Source organism: Pseudomonas sp. GD04015, assembly GCF_029837675.1.
GTDB classification, from domain to species: Bacteria; Pseudomonadota; Gammaproteobacteria; order Pseudomonadales; family Pseudomonadaceae; genus Aquipseudomonas; species Aquipseudomonas paralcaligenes.
The window spans coordinates 143741-160464 of the sequence record NZ_JAOEEE010000004.1 but is presented as its reverse complement, the minus strand read 5'-3'; the positions used below and the strand labels follow the sequence as shown (position 1 = coordinate 160464).

Sequence of the window (16724 nt, the reverse complement as noted above, 5' to 3'; positions counted from 1 at the left end):
ATCAGTGCTCGTCGGGTAGAGGGCGTCGGCGCCCTGTGAGCATCGAAAGGGGTAGGTTTTCCCGCAGACGTAGGCTTTCGTAGACAGCGGCAGTCACGTGCAAGCCGACTAGAGCGAGTAGCCCATCGGCAATCCAGGAGTGCAGTGTCATTGGCCAGTCGACACCCCACAGGGCATCCACCTCTTGCATCAGGAAGCCGGTTACTCCCAACGCAGCGACCGCGGCCATCATCAGCACCATGACCAAGGCGCCGAGGGGCGAATGGCCAAGACGGTGAAGGGGGAGCCTGTGACGCAGTGCGAACAGGTGGCGGGCTAGGCGCGTGCGGGTAGGCCAGAAGTCTGCCCAGCGGGCACTGCGTGGCCCGACGAAACCCCATATCAGACGAAGCACTAGCCAGGCGCAGGCGTAATAGCCGAGCCAGGAGTGCCAATCATCCCCAGCCTCGTTGAAGAAGTAGTTGGCGACGAATACCCCGGCGAGCGACAGGTGGAAAAGCCGAACCAGCGGGTCCCACAGGCGGATCGTCGCCGCCCGCATCAGTCTTCGATCTCAGTCTTCACAGCCTTACCACTGACCGGGTCATGGTAGATCTCGACCTTGCGCTTATCTTTGTCGAAACCGTAGATCTCGTAGCAGTTGCCCTCAGTGATCTTGAACTTGTTGATTTGGTAGCCCTGCTCCTTCAACTGCGCCTGGAACTGCTCCGGGTCTTGCCAGGTGGAGCGATCGGCAGTGGTGCATTCGGTCTTGGCGAATGCGAAGGGGCTGGCCAGCAGCAGAGCCGGAAGCACTAGATAGCGCATGGTGAAACCTCTCCTGTAGATGGGAGATTGCACGGTGAGTGGCGAAGCTTAAGGAAGTCTTAGCGGGCAATGCCCAGTAACACTTGGCGTCTGCTAAACCGAACCCATGCTCGCCATCATGGCGGCTTTCAAGCGAAGGAGACGGCTGCCTTGCGCGTGCTGCTGGTAGAAGATGATCGCGCCCTAGCTCAGGGCATTCGCGTTGCCCTACGTGGCGAGGGCTACACCCTGGATTGGGTGGCCGATGGTCTGGAGGCCAGCCACGCCCTACGCTGCGAGCGCTTCGATCTGGTACTGCTTGATCTGGGGTTGCCACGCCAGAACGGCTTGGAGCTACTGCGCGAAACACGTGCACGAGTCGACGGCAATGTGCCGGTACTTATCCTGACCGCCCGCGACACCACCACCGATCGTATTCAGGGTCTGGATGCCGGCGCCGACGACTACCTAATCAAGCCCTGCGACCTAGATGAGCTGAAGGCCCGCATCCGCGCACTACTGCGCCGCAGCCAGGGCCGTGCACAGCCACTGCTGGAGCATGCCGGGGTCAGCCTGGATCCGGCCACCCAGGAGGTTCGCTACCAGGGCAACGTGGTAACGATGACCCCCATGGAGTACCAGTTACTGCACCAGTTGTTGGTGCGACCTGGCGTGGTGGTGACGCGTGAGCGACTCAGCAACACCCTGTACGGCTGGCAGGAAAGCGGACCGGGCAACACTCTGGAAGTGTTGATCCATAACCTGCGCAAAAAGCTAGATAGCGGATTGATCCGCACCGTGCGAGGCGTCGGCTACTTGGTGGAGCGTTGCCCGTGATCGCCATCCGTACTCGTATTCTGGCGCCGACCATCGCCCTGGTCATTATCGGCAGCCTGACGCTAGCACTGCTCGCGTTGCGCGACAGCCACCGTGAGATTGAGGAAGTCTACGATGCTCAGTTGGTGCAAGCCGCTCGAGTACTGCAAGGCCTTTTACAGCGTGAAGACCCGCAGCAAGCCGACTGGGGGCAGATAGGAGCAACTCTAGAGACGGCGCTTGATCTATCTAGTGAGGGCATCCTGAGCCACCCCTATGAAATCAACCTGTCCTTTCAGATCTGGTCTTCTGACGGTCAACTTCTCGCGCGCTCAAAGGACGCCCCATCCTTACCTGCACCGCCCTCTGCAGGCATCCATGACATGCTCATCAATGGTCAGGATTGGTGCGGGGTTTTGCTGGAGGACGACGTACGTGGGCTACGCATCTGGGTGGGCGAGCGAGACGACCTGAGACAGGACCTGATCCAGCGTATCGTCCAACACACGTTATTGCCCACGCTGATCGGCCTTCCGTTGCTGGCACTCATCATTTGGCTGTTGCTTGGTTGGGGCCTGAAGCCTCTGCAGCGCCTGGCGTGGCAAATTCGCTCACGCCCCGTGGACAGTCTCGAGCCACTTGCTAGCGGGCCGCAGCCTCCTGAGTTGGAGCCCATGCGAGCGGCACTCGATCACCAACTATCTCAGCTACGAGCACTACTGGAGCGTGAGCGTCGCTTCATTGCCGATGCCGCCCATGAGCTTCGTACACCGCTGGCGATCCTTGATATCCATGCGCGCAATGCTCGCCAGGCCACTAGTGATCAGGAGCGGGAGGAAGCCTTGGCTTTCCTGCAACAGGGCGTAATTCGCGCCACACGAATTGCCAGCCAATTGTTGACCATGGCCCGGCTGGAGCCTGCGACACATGAGCAACACCCACTAAACCTGACCGCTTTAGTACGAGAAGAGCTAGCCGAACTAACCCCTCTGGCCCTGCGCCGTCAGGTGGATCTAGTACTAGACAACGAGACTGACTGCACCCTGATGGGGGACCCAGGTTCGATTGCCATCATGCTGCAGAACCTGGTCAGCAACGCCCTGACATTCGCCCCTCAAGGCACTGAAGTCCGGGTCCGTCTGCGCCAGAGCGGCGATGGTCAGGTGGTCGTACAGGTGCTGGATGATGGTCCTGGCGTCAGCGAAGCTGTGCTTGGCCGCCTGTGTGATCGCTTTTACAGTGATGGCAACCCCGAAGGCGCAGGCCTGGGTCTCGCCATTGTGGAAATGATCAGCCGCCGACTAGGGGCAGCTCTGCACTTCTCCAACCGTGGCCAGGGTGGCTTCTGCGTGCAGCTCAGCTTCCCGCAACTGACCAGAGGACACTGAGAGCCTGTCTCTCACGTTTTTTTCACACCCCATCGCGTTAACATAGAGACTTCTTTGGGGAGTAACCTGCCGCCTCGCAAGATGTGGCGCTCTGGTCAACATAATCGGCAACCTGCCGTGGCCACAGCATCCAGCCGGATTGGTGAGACCAACGACATACCTGCGCAGTAGTTGGGCGTGCAGGGTTATGTCGTGGACTCATGCCCGACTGGAGTAATGCGTTGAACCCCATCTCTCTCATCTTCCTAGCCTTCGCCATGTCCACGGATGCCTTCGCGGCAGCCATTGGCAAAGGCTCGGGCCTGCAAAAACCACGATTCGCAGAGGCACTCCGTACCGGCCTCATATTCGGCGTGATCGAAGCCATCACGCCCATCATCGGCTGGTTTATCGGTCAGGCAGCCAGTCAATTCGTCGAAGCCTGGGACCACTGGATTGCCTTCGGTCTGCTCCTGGTTCTGGGGCTGCACATGATCTACGCCGGACTCAAGCCAGAGGGTGAGCAAATGGATAAGGCGACCCAACATTCCTTCTGGCTGCTAGCCCTGACTGCAGTCGCGACCAGTATCGACGCACTGGCGGTAGGCGTTGGGCTGGCCTTCGTCGACGTCAACATTGTGGTCGCCGCGCTCGCCATCGGCCTAGCGACCATGACCATGGTGACCATCGGCACCATGCTTGGTCGCGCGCTCGGTGAAATGGTCGGAAAGCGTGCCGAGATCATCGGTGGCGTGGTTCTGATTATCGTCGGCGCCACCATCCTCTACGAGCACATCGGAGTCGTGCAGCCATGAGCATGCTTTCGAGTCTGCGCTGGATTGGCGTAACACTGCTCGCCGTGATTGGAGCCACGCTGGCGTTCTTCACCTGGCAGAACTTCTACCCGGTGACGGTCGCCTCGGGCTGGAGCTATCAGGTCGCCTATCAAGACGTGCGCAAAGCCGCCTCGCTGGTCCCGCAGCAGGGTGGTGGGGTTCTGGTCAGCCAGGAGCTGAAGAACGGCTACGGCAACATTCTCAGTATTTCGTCTGACGGCACCCGCCAGGTGATAGTCGGCGGGCTGTCCAAGCCGGATGGAATGACGGCCGCACTCGGCGGCATAGTGTTCAGCCAGGAATCGATGAATGCGCCGGTGAGCCTGCTCAAGCAAGGTCGCGTCTACCCACTATTCGAGGCAAACAATGTGCAGGGCCTTTGGGCCGATGACGACTATCTCTACGCCATCGAGGATCGCAAGGGCGATGGACGCCTGCTGCGTTACCGCTGGAGCGATGCCGACCTCACGGTACTGCGCGGCAGCCTGTCAGAGGCAGAAGCCATCACCCGCTGCTCGGATGGCCGCCTGCTGTATACGGAAAAAGAGAAAGGAACGGTTCGCCAGCTATCAAGCGACGGGCATGATCCGGTGGTGTTGGCGGGATTGAACAACCCCACCTATCTGTTGTGCGACCAACGAGGTATCTGGGTAAGCGAGGACTCCACTCACCGTGCACGATTAGTGCTCGTGAAACCGAGTGGCCAGCAACAGACGGTGATGTCCTTTCTGAAGGCGCCACAGAGCATCGTGGCCGTTGGTGATGGCACCTACCTGGTCGCTGAAGGCGGACGAAACCGAGTTCTTGCCTTGCAGTACCTAGAAGAAAAAAGGGCCCGTTTTAACTAAGACAAACCACTTCTCCAATGCCCGCTTAATGGCTACGACTGCCTAGTTAGTACCTGCACCCATCTTGCGACATTTGCCTCCGGGCGGCGGCCGCTCGTAAAGGCCACCTTTAGGAAAAACAGGTTCTCCGGGGCCCTGCTTACAATGCCTAGAAGGGTACTAGAGGCTTAGAAAGGCTCAGTCAGGTAACAGGCATCAATTGCGAAGGCATCTCGTCATTCGGGCTCAAAAATAATCTAGTACTAGCGTCTTGAAATCCTCATAAGTGACCTCAAATTGGCATCAAAGGGCCACTACGACGGAGCGTTTCATGCTGGCACATAGCAGTGACATCAAAATCCTCAGCCTGAATGGCGGGGGCGCTAGAGGTCTGTTTACCATCAATGTGCTCGCGGAGATTGAGCGCATCATTGAGCAGCAGACGGGGCAGTCGAACGTAAAAGCAGGAGAGTACTTCGACCTGATTACCGGCACCTCAATTGGTGGAATTCTAGCGTTAGGACTTGCGTCCGGAAAAAGCGCCAGAGAACTGGAGGCGGTCTTCCGCGTACAAGCCCCCCTGATCTTTCCGCAAATCAGCCCCTGGCGGAAAAAATTGAAGGCTGCTTTTAGTGCCCGCTACAGCAGCAAACCACTCTTTGATGCCATCGCCAGCATGATTGGAACCGAGGCCACTTTTGGTGATTTGGCACGTCGCGTCATGATTCCCGCGGTAAACCTATCAACTGGCAAGCCTCAGTTTTTTAAAACCCCTCATAACCCGAATTTCAATCGGGACAGTCGCCTCAAACTAATAGATGCGGCAATGGCCACATCTGCTGCGCCCACCTATTTTGCGCCTCATCATTGCGCGGACTTGGACGCTTACTTCGCAGATGGGGGCTTGGTTGCTAATAACCCAAGCTTCATCGGATTACATGAAGTTTTTCGGGACATGTCCAGCGACTTTCCAGGTGCCACAGTTGCCGATGTCCGGATATTAAATATTGGCACGCTAGGTGAAGAGTACACGGTGAGCCCAGCGGCGCTGGAGTCAAAGAGCAACAACGGCTATCTGGGGTTGTGGGGCATTGGTGAGCGATTAGTGCTGACCACTATGACCGCGAATCAGCAGCTTCATAGAGCGATGCTGGAGCGGGAGCTGAGAAGCCATAACGCCTCAGAAAACTACGTCTATCTGGACGATATCGTTCCTAACGAAGCCGCGTCTGACATCACTCTCGATAACGCAAGCGAAAGTAGTTTGCGCAACCTCGCTAGCAGGGGCAAACAGTTGGCTACAACCGAATTTACTAAGAACCCTCTCTTGCAAGGCTTCTTCAAAAATCCAGCAGCTCCCTTTGCTGTACGTGGTCTCGCCCATCATGAGCAAAAGCAATGACTTGGAATTTCCACCGCTATTACAACGACAGCACCGACGGGCTCATTGGTAAGCTGAAATTGGCGAAGCCTCGTGTCGTGGAGCTTAGGGCGTTACGTGATCGCGTCCGAAGCCGCACGAAAGAGGTTTTCAACGAGGCTAAAGAGCTCGTCAAAACAACCAACGTGTCGATCTCACTCGAAAGTATCTCTGCTCGAGTTGCAAACACCCGACTCAAGTACCTTAGCCCACAGGCTCAGGCTGAGGCCGCGCGACTTCTCAGAGATATGGATGATGAGGCGCGGAAAGCCTTTCTGGCTCTTACACCACGTTTCTGGACACAGGGCAGTTTTCAGTACGATACGCTCAACAACCCGTACGCCACACCGCCTCAGGAAATGGACATCGATGATGGCACATACCTTCCGATGGCCATCTTTGAGGATCGCCCCGTCATTGGCCATCAGTTGCTCCTGCTTCTTGTGGACTCATCCTTGAAATCGTTGGTGCACGAAAACGCCGGCTGGCAATTTGAGGCCAAGCGAACCTGTGCTCGAATCAAAATCCCCGCAGAGCACACACACATTGATGTACCTATGTATGCAATTCCAGAAGCCCAATTTGTGCTTAAGGAAGCTGCTCTAACGAAAAGCTTTGAGGCGATGGACTCGGCAAGTGCGTCGATCGTATTCAATCGTGCCGACTATGAGCTTGATGAAGGCAGCGTAAACCTTGCGTTACGCGAAGGTGATCAGAAGTGGATGAAAAGTGATCCCAAAATTGTCGAAGACTGGTTCAACGACAGCTGTCAACGCATAGGCACTCATCTGCGCAGCATTTGCCGCTTCATGAAGTCGTGGCGGGATGCCCAATGGGAAAAAGGTGGCGGCCCTTCGTCCATTTCACTTATGGCAGCTACCGTCGCTATTCTCGACCGGATTGCACACGACAAAGATGATCTTGGGGCAACGATGCGTATCCTCGCAAAGAACCTCCCTGGTGAGTTTTCAAAGGGAGTGGAAAGCCCAGACCACACTGACGAGAAGCCGCTCTTCCCGCCACGAAGTGAGCACGGGGCGCGAGAGTTGGAAATCATGGCGAAACTCTCTGAGCTGCACGGCATTCTGACTGATGCTCAGCAGTGCTCAACCAAAGAACTCGCTCTCGAATCCATCAATCGAGCGTTCGGCAAGCGGGTACTTCAAAGCGACCTTATTGTTAGTGAGAAGTCTGCCCCGGCGTTTGCCAACGAACCTGCACGTGGTGTCAAAGCCGCGACCATCAGCACCACCATGGCTAGCGGTTAACACTACGTGTTTAGTGAGCTTCATCAGGTATTGCTGGGGTGCGGCTATCAATACACCAAGGCCCAGCACATTCCTGAAGGCACTCCTCTGTGTCTCATCAACCCGTCTAAAGGGTTTTACGTCAAATCTTACGAAACTACGGGTGGTGAGTTCAGCATTGCTTTGAGCCTCCCATCAGATCCCCATATCACTTTACCTAGTGCATACATTCTCAAAAAGCCTGATCAATACAAGAACAAGCTGCTACCACACGTCAATCTTGGGTGGCATCTATGTTATGTCCGAGAGTTGGAGGCTGACTGGGACTCGAATAACCTAAACGAACTCTATCTACAGGTCGATTCGCAAATCCAGAGAACACTTGACGCCTCAGTCAACTCAGCAGATCAAGGATCGGTCGATGATCAGGAAATGGAGGGCGAGTTCTCCTCGTATTGGCTGCCACGGAAGAGGCTATATCTCCTCTCTGATGCCTCAGAAAAATTAGAGATGCAGTGCTACGTGACTCTCAATGAGAGCGGATTAGCAAACCCAGGAAAAGCCACTGGTGAGGAGTGGGTTGCCTATGAAAAAGAAGACGAAATCGAGTTCAATCAGTGGCTGAAACAAAGGCATCTCACAAAACAAGACGGAAGGACAATTCTCACCAGTTATTTCAAAATCAATCCTTCCCGTCTAGCTGGTGTGGAGTGGCCACCACAAGATCTTAGAGCACTACTCCAGTGGCTTACTGAGGTAGACCTCAGCGCTCGGAGCCGCCTCCTGGATCACTTTGTGAATAATCCGGTGAAGCGGCATGTTCTTCTTTTCGATGTACGCAACCAAGACCTGGTAGGGCTTTTTGTTGAGCTCGATATTGCGGCCACTGGATTAAACACTTATCCAAAGAAAAATAATCGGAAGAAACACACAGGACGCGTCGTCAAATCTAAGACTTTAATTCCATGCCTTTCTGCCAAGCACTCGGTTCATAAGTTCACCCGTATAGGGATAACAAGGGCTGACAAAAAGACGATTTTGAGTAGAAATCGGCGCCGTTCAGCCACCGGCGACTTGGGCAGCAAACGCATTGCTCTTATAGGCTGCGGAACCATAGGGGGATATTTATGCGGGTTGCTGCTTCGATCTGGTGCAGGCTGTGGCGGCGTTAAATTTGACCTCTATGACGACGACTCATTTGGCCCTCAAAACTTTGGTCGCCATCCGCTCTCTACCATGGATTTTGGGCAGAACAAGGCAACCGCATTAGCAGCTACGCTTAGATCCTCTACTCATTTGAATTGCCAGGTAGAGGGAAAGCCGTCAAAGTTCCCAATTACACCTGAGCTATTAAGCCAGTACGACGTCATAATCGACACAACTGGCCGCCCCCCAGTGGCAAAGCGCTTGGCCCACGTTGTTCGTACAATACCTGATAATAAGAGACCTACAATCATTCACGGCTTTAACGATGGAAACGGGCGCTCATCGAAAGTGATGATAGACGACGGTAGTTGCTGCTACGGGTGCATGCTTGCTGACCCCGCCTTTTACAAGAATGACTTGGACCTACGGTTCATCAAGATTGATTCTAACGAGGAGCGATTCATCAGTTGCGGGAGCACTTTCACACCCTATGACGCAGCAGTTAGTGTTATTACTGCGGCTATGGCGCAAGAGGCTGTACTTTCTATCTTAGAGCAAAGCCCTAGTTGGACGTACAGCGAACACATGTTGGACGGTAGTCGTTCCAAGCAATCTCGGCTATTACCTCGGCAACCAAACTGCCCTATCTGCCATGATTGACACTGAGCTAACACTTACAGATAACCAGGGGAGATTGCTTGTGATCATGCCATCGCCCCTGAGGAGAATGCTTGCCTATCGCCAGCTCGACTACTTCAGCACCGAGGCTGCCGGCGTTCTCATCGGCGAACGTCGGGGGCAGCACTTGGTGGTCCATCAGATATCCGAGCCTGGGCCGGGAGATATAAGGCGGCGCTGCTCTGTGGATCGAAGAGGACCGCACCATCAAGCTACTGTGTATGAAGCCTTCAACAGCTCGTCAGGAACACTTCAATATCTTGGTGAATGGCACACCCACCCAGAAGACTATCCATTACCTTCGCCTAAAGATTTAAACACATGGAATAGTTACCTTAATGCCGACGATATGCAAATGGCACTATTAATAGTAGGCCGTAAAGATGTATGGGGAGCGAAAAAGAGCGCCGGCACAATCATTCCTCTCATTAAGGCGCGCTAATCTTAATTTAACGCACGGACAACCTTTAATTTCCCCGCAAAGAAGTGCACGACCCAGATTCGAGACAAGCCAGAATGATTCACGCTCGTCCGTTCACTTCTGGCCAGCAGTAACCCTTCCGAGGTGTTTGGCTCTGTCAGCATAAGAACATGACAGGGGTAAATTTGTACTTTTCGAAGCCGGAGGCACTATGGCGAATCAGAGCAGAGACTCGTCTTCTTGGGAGCATTCCCTGCTCCAGGTGATCGAGAGTGAAGTAGAGCAACTGCGATATCTCATCGAAGATCAGAGCGGAGATACAGAGCCACCTGACGTGCGCGCCCAGATAAGCCGACTCGGTGGCCTAACAGACCTCATTTTTGCCGATGACTTAGTGCTTTCTACAGGTACTAGAACTGCCATCCAGACGCTGGCACATCAAGCTGAGGAAATGGTGCGTAGTGGAATAGGGTTCTCACGACCTAGCTCAGGCATGCAGTTGGAAACCGAGCAGCAAGCTGCCCACCAGATGTATGAAGCAATACTCCTAAATCTGCCCTACCTAGCTGGAGGCGCTGGGTCGCAATATGCCTTGGCACTATCGAAAGAAGCTTTTTCATCTCTGCAGCGGCATGTAGGTGATCGAGCCGATTTTGAGGTTGTTATGCGGGCTGTCCTGGTGCAGGACTATCGAGTGATGAAATTGGCTGGCAATAGTTGAGCAATGGCAGATCTCTGATTGCTCTTAGCCGCTTGCGGTCGTTCGTGACAGGCACGGATCCCTGGATTGGCACTTACGCATTTTTCACCACCAGAAACCAATTCTTGCGGCCCTAGCGAACTGCAGAAATATGTGCAAAAAAATCTGCAAATAAATGCGCTGCATGATGTAGCCACATCCTCTGTACAAGCCGTAATTGCTGGGCTGGCTTGGCATGGGAAATGTGCAATTAAATCTGCATTTTGATCTGCAAAACGGTGGGCATTCTCGCCCACTTTCTTACCCACTCACTCCGATCAGCTCATCCCAATGAGTCGTATAGCGCTGGCTCAGCATGTCGCGCCGCATGGCCCACTTGGGCTTTTCGGGAATTCGTCCTATGCGGATGGCACCACGGCCTTCCTTCAGGTTGATTCGGTCGATCGCAGCCATCAGTTGGTCTGCACCAGGTCGAGGCTTAGGTGCGAACAAGTCCGGTGTCAGCTCCCCGCGTTGGCTCAAATCCATTAGCAAGATGGAACACTTCGAGAATGGGTACCCCGGCCGGTAGATCTGCCCTAGCCCCCGCTGAGCGAGCGCCAGAATCTCGCGGGTGTCATCAGTTGCCGCCGGCAGGGCCAGAGTGACCGCATTGGCGTAGCGCGGTCCCTTGAGATCGGCCAGCTGCGTCTGCAGGCCTACCTGGATGGTGCTGCACAGCGAAGACTGGCTGCGTAGTTTTTCCGCGGCCCGGCTCACGTAGGCGGCCAATGCTTCGCGAATGGGTGGCAGTTCTGATTGGCGTTCACCGAACATCTTGCTCGAACAGATGGCCTCCTTCGGCGGTGGTCCCTCGTGGAGACCGATGCAGCTGATTCCCCGCAGTTCGCGAGCGGTGCGCTCCATGGTCACTCCGAATGTGTCCCGGAGCGTGCTGATATCGAACTGGGCCAGGTCCCAGGCAGTGGAGATTTTCAGCGCTGACAGCCTGGCCGCCGAGCGGTGGCCAACACCCCACACCTCACTGACCGGCGCCAAGCGAAGTAACTTCTCCTGGCGGCTTGGGTCGGTAAGGTCCAACACGCCCCCGGTGCCTTTCCACTTCTTCGCCGCCCAGTTCGCCAGTTTGGCCAGAGTCTTTGTGGTGCTGATACCCACCCCAACGGGCATGCCAATCTCGCGTGCAAGGCGGTCACGAATCTGATGCCCGAGGCCTTCCAGATCGGGTACGCCGGTCATGTCCCCCCAGGCTTCGTCGATCGAGTAGACCTCAATGCCAGGCAGCATGTCGGCCATGATCCGCATCACGCGATTGCTGATGTCGGCATACAGGGTGTAGTTGCTTGAGCAAGCCACCACGCCCTGGCGGCGAATCTCGGCACGCACCTTGTAGTAGGCCGCGCCCATGCCGATACCGAGGGCCTTGGCTTCAGCGCTGCGGGCGATAACGCATCCGTCGTTATATCTGAATGACGCTAACAGTTAGTAGTGCATAACATATTGATATTTAACGATATTGTTACGCTAACAATTTTTCGTCCTTCGCAGCCTAAATCAGGGCTTTTCAGTCCGACCCACCCCCATGCGGCCAACTAGCTGCCCGCCTCGAATGTCGTGTCCCTGGGGCCGCGAGGCCCCAAAAAACTTTGAATGAACTTCATGAGCGTGCACATCTGTTGTCGGCTGGAGTCGTTCGGTTGTTCGGAAGAGCAGGCGAAACCGAAAAGCACACGGAGTCCTCGCATAACGTCCTTGGCTCGCAGCACTATTACGGAGACCGAAGCGTTCCCGGCCAATCAGGGCTGCTGAGAGGGCCTACATCACCGACACTCCCGGCCTTCTCCGCACCCTGGAGCGCCAAGGTACTTTCGGCCGGCCAGGCGCTCGGGCAGCCAGATGAGCAAGGGTGCCGCCCCCAGTGCCAGCAATAGCCACAGTCTGGAGAACTGCTCGCCATGCGGGTCGAAGCCATAAGCCAGCAGCCCGCCGAGCGCGAGCAACAGGAAGTACGGCGCCGTGAGGTAGCAGTGAAGTCGGCGGCAGCGTGCGGCATTGACCAGGCAGGCGCCACCCATCACCGCCAGCGCGGCGCTTGCGGCCAGGAATAGCGTGGGGTGTCGATCTGCCAGAAGAATGGTTAGCGTCGCGACAACGGCAGGCAGCCCCCAGAAGCTGATCACCTGCCATGTCTGGCGCAGGCTGTCACCCCTGCCGAGTTCATTAGTCTTAATGTTCATGTTTGCACCTCGCATTCTTTACCCGGCGCAGCAGGACAATTGCTTCACGTCCTTACTGAAGGTTTGCGCCGCGAGCTTCAGGCCCTCGACCATGGTCAGGTAGGGGAACAATTGGTCGGCTAGTTCCTGCACCGTCATCCGGGCGCGGATGGCGAGGGCGGCCGTCTGAATCAGCTCGCCCGCTTCCGGGGTCACTGCCTGCACGCCCAGCAGTCGGCCCGAGCCCGTTTCGGCGACCAGCTTGATGAACCCCCGTGTGTCAAAGTTCGCCAGAGCGCGCGGCACGTTGTCCAGGGTCAAGGTGCGGCTGTCGGTTTCGAGGCCGGCTTGGTGCGCTTCCGCTTCGCTGAAGCCGACGGTGGCCACCTGCGGATCGGTGAACACCACGGCCGGCATGGTGTCGAGATTGAGCATTGCCTCGCCGCCGGTCATGTTGATCGCCGCGCGATTGCCGGCCGCCGCCGCGACATAGACGAACTGCGGCTGGTTGGTGCAGTCGCCGGCCGCATAAATATCCGCTTTGCTGCTGCGCATGCCCTGGTCGATCTGGATGGCACCGCGTTCATCCAGCTGCACGCCGGCCGCTTCCAGGTTCAGGCCGTGGGTGTTGGGCGTGCGTCCGGTGGCGACGAGCAGTTGGTCGACCCGCACTTCACCGTGCTTGGTGGTCAGCACGAACTCGCCGTTGGCATGGGCCACCTGGCTGGCTTGCGTCTGTTCCAGCACTTCGATGCCCTCCAGGCGGAAGGCCGCCGTCAGCGCTGCGCCGATGGCCGGATCTTCACGGAAGAACAGCGAGTTGCGCGCCAGGATGGTGACGCGGCTACCCAGCCGGGCAAAGGCTTGCGCCAGCTCCAAGGCCACCACGGATGAGCCGATCACGGCGAGCCGTTGCGGAATACTGCTGCTTGCCAGCGCCTTTTCCGAGTTCCAAAAGGGGGTATCTTGCAGTCCGGGAATCGGCGGCACGGCCGCACTGGCGCCGGTGGCAATCAGGCAGCGGTCGAAGGTCACGATGCGCTCGCCCCCCTCGACCAGTTCCACACTGAGCGTGTGGCTGTCCTGGAAGCGGGCGGAGCCACGCAGCACGGTGATGGCTGGGGTGCTTTCCAGAATGCCTTCGTACTTGGCGTGGCGCAGTTCGTCGACACGACCCTGTTGCTGGGCGAGCAACCGTTCGCGCAAGACAAGCGGCGGCGTGGCGGGCAGTCCGCCATCAAACGGACTTTCGCGGCGCAGATGGGCCACGTGCGCGGCGCGAATCATGATCTTGGAGGGCACGCAGCCGACGTTGACGCAGGTGCCGCCGATGATGCCGCGCTCGATCAGGGTGACGCGGGCCCCCCTTTCTACCGCCTTGAGCGCGGCCGCCATGGCGGCGCCACCACTGCCGATAACCGCCACGTGAAGCCTGTCACCCTCTTTCCCGGCGTCAGTGCCACCGCTCAGCCAGCCCCGTGCCTTATCGAGCAGGCCGGGACGGGTAGGTAGCGTGATGTCTTCGAACGCCGCTCGATACCCCAGGGCCTCGACGGCGGCCTGCATTTGTTCACGGCTTACGGCCTCGTCGACCTTCAATTCGGCCCTCCCACTGGCGTAGGAAACATCCGCCCGATGCACGCCCGGAATCTTCTCCAAGGCCTCTTTCACATGCACGACACAGGATGCGCAGGTCATGCCAATGATTTTCAGTTCGGTCATAACGTTACTCATTGAATCGTCTCTTGTCAGGTTCACTGGTTTGGCGGCGTCGGACAGGACGCCGGGGAGCAACGGCGGTGCGCGGGCGACACGAAGTCCCAGATGGACACCCCAAACATGACGGCCAGGCCGATATAGAGCAGCCAGCCGCTCCGCCAGCCGTGAGCCAGCATCAAAAACACCGCTACCAGCACCAGGGCCGGGCCGATCAGGCCAGGCGCAGCGCGTCGCCACTGCCGGTGACTGAACCAGCCGAGGGCATTGACGAGCAGAGCCACGCCGGCAAACAACGGCAACAGCGTGGTGATGAACAGGCCTTCCCATTGGCTCAAAAAGCCCAGTCCGATCGTGGCGCCCAGGCTGGCAAGGGCGGGAAAGCACGAGGCGCAACCTATGGCGGAAACCAGCACGCCGACGGAACCGGCTTTGTCACCGATCCGTGTGAACAGATTGAAAGAATTTGCCATCGGAATGCCCGCCTATTGCTTGACGCTGGACGGGTAGCCGGCGTCCTCTGTCGCCTTGGTCAGCGCCTGCGCACTGGTCTTGGCATCGTCGAAGGTGACGATGGCTTCGCGCTTCTCATAACTCACCTCGGCCTTGGTCACGCCCTCGACCTTGGTCAGCGCTTTCTTCACCGTGATTGGGCAAGCGGCGCAGGTCATGCCCGGCACCGACAGGGTGATGATTTGGGAGGCGGCCCACACTGGGGAAACCACGGCAATGAGGGCGAGAGCGGCAAGCAGCTTTTTCATGACCAACTCCTGATTAGTAGAACAAGGGGAGGATGTAGGGGAAAGCGAGCGCGACCAGCACCAAGGCCGTCACGACCCAAAAAACGAGCTTGTAGATGGTGCTTACCTGGGGATCAGCGCAGACCTCACCGGGTATGCAGACTTGAGCCGGGCGGAAAATGCGCCGGTAAGCGAAGAACAGCGCAACCAGTGCCGCGCCAATGAAGAACGGGCGGTAAGGTTCCAGAACGGTGAGGCTGCCGATCCAGGCACCGCTGAAGCCCAAGGCGATCAGCACCAGCGGCCCCAGGCAGCACGTGGACGCGAGGATTGCCGCCAGACCTCCAGTGAGGAGTGCACCGCGCCCATTTCGCGATTCAGACATACGTTCATCCTTCCGAGTGGTTGATCGATGGGTTAAGGTTATTTCCGTAGTTAGGTACGGGGTCAAGCGGCATGCACAACGCGGTGGAAAGCCTGACCATCGGCGCCTTTGCCAAGGCAGCCGGGGTTAACGTGGAAACCATTCGGTTCTATCAACGCAAGGGGCTGTTACCCGAACCGGACAAGCCCTACGGCAGCATTCGCCGCTATGGCGAGGCGGATGTCGCACGGGTGAGATTCGTGAAGTCCGCGCAACGGCTGGGCTTTAGCCTTGATGAAGTGGCCGGACTGTTGCGACTGGACGACGGCGCGCACTGCGACGAAGCGCGTGTGCTCGCCGAGCAGAAGCTTGAGGATGTGCGTGAGAAACTCGCGGATCTTCAGCGGATCGAGTCGGTCTTGGCGCAGCTGGTTGATGACTGTTGCGCGAGCCAAGGGACAGTGAGCTGTCCGCTGATCGTTTCGCTGCAAGCGAGCAAGTGACCGCCCGCACTTCGCGCGTTAGCCCACGATTTCCCGTTTGTCAGGGCTCTCTGTTTGTCGGTCTGAAGGTGGAAAGAGCGGCGCTCATTGAGCGCCGCTGACTGGGCAAAGGAGCACTTGCAAAGGCCCTAGGTTGGTACTGCTATTTGCCCTTGTGCATCAGTGGGGCGGGCCCACGTTGCATCTGGTCGAGTAGCACATATCTACCTTGCAGGCGGACAGCCGGGCTGCGCTTCGCTTCGCCACGGCCTGCCGCCGTGGCGCCCAGTTGTTCAATCTTCTTGACGGTTTCCGCCACTAGGATTGCGTCAGCCTTGTCGCGCATGGAGACAATCTGCTCGGTCGCTCTCGTGACATCGTGATCGCCGCCGTACAGCCCGTCGCCTCTGAGAAGGTCATGCAGGTGATGGATCGGATCAATTCCAAGTGGGGTCGAGGCACGCTCCGCCTGGGCGGGGTGCCGGTGACTCCTGACTGGGGATGTGTCGGGAAATGCTCGGCCCAAGCTATACCACACGGTTAGATCAGCTCTGGACAGTGAGGTGAGGCACACCCCAGCGCTGCTAGGAAGCCGGCTTACTGCTCAGAAGAACCACCTTACCAGTGGCTACGCCCTTCAGTTGAGCTAGTTCGAGAATCAGGGTCTGATTCACTGAGGCCAGTCGAGCCAGATCCTGGCTTAGCTGTGCGTTCTCCGCGCGCAATGCTCTGTTCAGCTCCCTCTCCTTCAACAATGCTTGGTGCTTCGAATCGCGCTGTGCTCGGACTGATTTCCCCATCAGACCACGAATGCGTTCAGCCACGGCTGGGTAGGTGTTGTGGATGAGACCTGGAGTGACCCCTGCCGCTTTCGCTACGCCAGAAATGGACAGCTTTCCGTTTGTTGAAAGGATGCCGTCGATGACCTTATCGAGCATCTCCGAGGTCTTCTGTCTGGAGCG

Annotated in this window: 20 protein-coding genes and 1 pseudogene; 11 read left to right on the top strand and 10 right to left on the bottom strand. The window is 57.2% G+C overall.

Annotated elements, in window-relative coordinates:
• Position 1: 1 nt before the first annotated feature.
• Positions 2–541, bottom strand: coding sequence for a cytochrome b/b6 domain-containing protein (locus N7640_RS05115; protein ID WP_279902980.1), 540 nt, complete (start codon positions 539–541; stop codon positions 2–4).
• On the bottom strand, positions 541–807 hold the full coding sequence (locus N7640_RS05110) for a PepSY domain-containing protein (protein WP_279902979.1): 267 nt from the start codon (positions 805–807) through the stop codon (positions 541–543). The genes N7640_RS05115 and N7640_RS05110 overlap by 1 nt, the downstream gene beginning before the upstream one ends.
• 150 nt (positions 808–957) lie before the next feature.
• Here N7640_RS05110 and N7640_RS05105 point away from each other — a divergent pair, with 150 nt between their 5' ends.
• The 9 genes from N7640_RS05105 (at position 958) to N7640_RS05065 (ending at position 10265) form a co-directional block, all read left to right on the top strand.
• A complete protein-coding gene (locus tag N7640_RS05105) occupies positions 958–1623 on the top strand; it encodes a response regulator (protein WP_279902978.1) in 666 nt (221 codons plus the stop codon).
• Complete coding sequence (locus tag N7640_RS05100) at positions 1620–2990, top strand: sensor histidine kinase (RefSeq protein ID WP_279902976.1); 1371 nt, start codon at positions 1620–1622, stop codon at positions 2988–2990. Before N7640_RS05105 ends, N7640_RS05100 begins: the two co-directional genes overlap by 4 nt.
• Before the next feature lie 221 nt (positions 2991–3211).
• Positions 3212–3784 carry a manganese efflux pump MntP gene (gene mntP / locus N7640_RS05095; protein WP_279903093.1) on the top strand — a complete coding sequence of 191 codons (573 nt, stop codon included), beginning with the start codon at positions 3212–3214 and terminating at the stop codon, positions 3782–3784.
• 2 nt (positions 3785–3786) lie between these two features.
• Positions 3787–4653, top strand: a complete 867-nt coding sequence (locus N7640_RS05090; protein ID WP_279903092.1) for a hypothetical protein — start codon at positions 3787–3789, stop codon at positions 4651–4653.
• 310 nt (positions 4654–4963) lie between these two features.
• The gene (locus N7640_RS05085; protein ID WP_279902975.1) at positions 4964–6034 is read left to right on the top strand and encodes a CBASS cGAMP-activated phospholipase; all 1071 of its coding nucleotides are present in this window, start codon (positions 4964–4966) and stop codon (positions 6032–6034) included.
• Positions 6031–7320 (top strand): CBASS cGAMP synthase, encoded by a 1290-nt coding sequence (locus N7640_RS05080; RefSeq protein ID WP_279902974.1) that lies wholly within the window; start codon positions 6031–6033, stop codon positions 7318–7320. Before N7640_RS05085 ends, N7640_RS05080 begins: the two co-directional genes overlap by 4 nt.
• A 6-nt stretch (positions 7321–7326) precedes the next feature.
• Complete coding sequence (locus N7640_RS05075; RefSeq protein WP_279902973.1) at positions 7327–9105, top strand: E2/UBC family protein; 1779 nt, start codon at positions 7327–7329, stop codon at positions 9103–9105.
• A gap of 67 nt (positions 9106–9172) precedes the next feature.
• Positions 9173–9565: a Mov34/MPN/PAD-1 family protein gene (locus N7640_RS05070; RefSeq protein WP_279902972.1), complete on the top strand. Its 393-nt coding sequence runs from the start codon at positions 9173–9175 to the stop codon at positions 9563–9565.
• A gap of 190 nt (positions 9566–9755) precedes the next feature.
• Positions 9756–10265, top strand: coding sequence for a hypothetical protein (locus tag N7640_RS05065; protein ID WP_279902971.1), 510 nt, complete (start codon positions 9756–9758; stop codon positions 10263–10265).
• Between the two features lie 279 nt (positions 10266–10544).
• Here N7640_RS05065 and N7640_RS05060 read toward each other — a convergent pair whose 3' ends face one another.
• The 6 genes from N7640_RS05060 to merT all read right to left on the bottom strand — a co-directional run bounded on the left by N7640_RS05060 (position 10545) and on the right by merT (position 15301).
• Positions 10545–11690, bottom strand: a complete 1146-nt coding sequence (locus N7640_RS05060; protein ID WP_347815582.1) for a DUF4113 domain-containing protein — start codon at positions 11688–11690, stop codon at positions 10545–10547.
• A gap of 374 nt (positions 11691–12064) precedes the next feature.
• Positions 12065–12481: a hypothetical protein gene (locus tag N7640_RS05055; RefSeq protein ID WP_008567175.1), complete on the bottom strand. Its 417-nt coding sequence runs from the start codon at positions 12479–12481 to the stop codon at positions 12065–12067.
• 18 nt (positions 12482–12499) lie between these two features.
• Positions 12500–14182, bottom strand: a complete 1683-nt coding sequence (gene merA / locus N7640_RS05050) for a mercury(II) reductase (protein ID WP_008567178.1) — start codon at positions 14180–14182, stop codon at positions 12500–12502.
• A 32-nt stretch (positions 14183–14214) separates the two neighbouring features.
• Positions 14215–14649, bottom strand: a complete 435-nt coding sequence (merC, locus tag N7640_RS05045) for an organomercurial transporter MerC (protein WP_008567179.1) — start codon at positions 14647–14649, stop codon at positions 14215–14217.
• Between the two features lie 12 nt (positions 14650–14661).
• On the bottom strand, positions 14662–14937 hold the full coding sequence (gene merP / locus N7640_RS05040) for a mercury resistance system periplasmic binding protein MerP (protein WP_008567180.1): 276 nt from the start codon (positions 14935–14937) through the stop codon (positions 14662–14664).
• Between the two features lie 13 nt (positions 14938–14950).
• A complete protein-coding gene (gene merT, locus N7640_RS05035; RefSeq protein WP_008567181.1) occupies positions 14951–15301 on the bottom strand; it encodes a mercuric ion transporter MerT in 351 nt (116 codons plus the stop codon).
• 71 nt (positions 15302–15372) lie between these two features.
• Between merT and merR the strand changes: the two genes are divergently transcribed.
• Positions 15373–15783, top strand: a complete 411-nt coding sequence (merR, locus tag N7640_RS05030) for an Hg(II)-responsive transcriptional regulator (RefSeq protein WP_008567182.1) — start codon at positions 15373–15375, stop codon at positions 15781–15783.
• 142 nt (positions 15784–15925) lie between these two features.
• Here merR and N7640_RS05025 read toward each other — a convergent pair whose 3' ends face one another.
• Positions 15926–16108: a hypothetical protein gene (locus N7640_RS05025; RefSeq protein WP_008567184.1), complete on the bottom strand. Its 183-nt coding sequence runs from the start codon at positions 16106–16108 to the stop codon at positions 15926–15928.
• A 48-nt stretch (positions 16109–16156) separates the two neighbouring features.
• Between N7640_RS05025 and N7640_RS05020 the strand changes: the two are divergent.
• Positions 16157–16329: pseudogene (locus N7640_RS05020) on the top strand (DUF4113 domain-containing protein); the annotation flags it as partial.
• Positions 16330–16346: 17 nt separating this feature from the next.
• On the opposite strand, the gene N7640_RS05015 reads toward N7640_RS05020, so the two are convergent.
• Positions 16347–16700: a hypothetical protein gene (locus tag N7640_RS05015; RefSeq protein WP_008567186.1), complete on the bottom strand. Its 354-nt coding sequence runs from the start codon at positions 16698–16700 to the stop codon at positions 16347–16349.
• Positions 16701–16724: the final 24 nt, after the last annotated feature.

What these genes read in the sequence shown, in the direction of transcription:
- N7640_RS05115 (WP_279902980.1), bottom strand. Translation starts at nt 541, where the DNA reads ATGCGGGCGGCGACGATCCGCCTGTGGGACCCGCTGGTTCGGCTTTTC.
- N7640_RS05110 (WP_279902979.1), bottom strand. Translation starts at nt 807, where the DNA reads ATGCGCTATCTAGTGCTTCCGGCTCTGCTGCTGGCCAGCCCCTTCGCA.
- N7640_RS05090 (WP_279903092.1), top strand. Translation starts at nt 3,787, where the DNA reads ATGCTTTCGAGTCTGCGCTGGATTGGCGTAACACTGCTCGCCGTGATT.
- N7640_RS05085 (WP_279902975.1), top strand. Translation starts at nt 4,964, where the DNA reads ATGCTGGCACATAGCAGTGACATCAAAATCCTCAGCCTGAATGGCGGG.
- N7640_RS05080 (WP_279902974.1), top strand. Translation starts at nt 6,031, where the DNA reads ATGACTTGGAATTTCCACCGCTATTACAACGACAGCACCGACGGGCTC.
- N7640_RS05070 (WP_279902972.1), top strand. Translation starts at nt 9,173, where the DNA reads ATGCTTGCCTATCGCCAGCTCGACTACTTCAGCACCGAGGCTGCCGGC.
- N7640_RS05065 (WP_279902971.1), top strand. Translation starts at nt 9,756, where the DNA reads ATGGCGAATCAGAGCAGAGACTCGTCTTCTTGGGAGCATTCCCTGCTC.
- N7640_RS05055 (WP_008567175.1), bottom strand. Translation starts at nt 12,481, where the DNA reads ATGAACATTAAGACTAATGAACTCGGCAGGGGTGACAGCCTGCGCCAG.
- merA (WP_008567178.1), bottom strand. Translation starts at nt 14,182, where the DNA reads ATGACCGAACTGAAAATCATTGGCATGACCTGCGCATCCTGTGTCGTG.
- merC (WP_008567179.1), bottom strand. Translation starts at nt 14,649, where the DNA reads ATGGCAAATTCTTTCAATCTGTTCACACGGATCGGTGACAAAGCCGGT.
- merP (WP_008567180.1), bottom strand. Translation starts at nt 14,937, where the DNA reads ATGAAAAAGCTGCTTGCCGCTCTCGCCCTCATTGCCGTGGTTTCCCCA.
- merT (WP_008567181.1), bottom strand. Translation starts at nt 15,301, where the DNA reads ATGTCTGAATCGCGAAATGGGCGCGGTGCACTCCTCACTGGAGGTCTG.
- merR (WP_008567182.1), top strand. Translation starts at nt 15,373, where the DNA reads ATGCACAACGCGGTGGAAAGCCTGACCATCGGCGCCTTTGCCAAGGCA.
- N7640_RS05025 (WP_008567184.1), bottom strand. Translation starts at nt 16,108, where the DNA reads ATGCGCGACAAGGCTGACGCAATCCTAGTGGCGGAAACCGTCAAGAAG.
- N7640_RS05015 (WP_008567186.1), bottom strand. Translation starts at nt 16,700, where the DNA reads ATGCTCGATAAGGTCATCGACGGCATCCTTTCAACAAACGGAAAGCTG.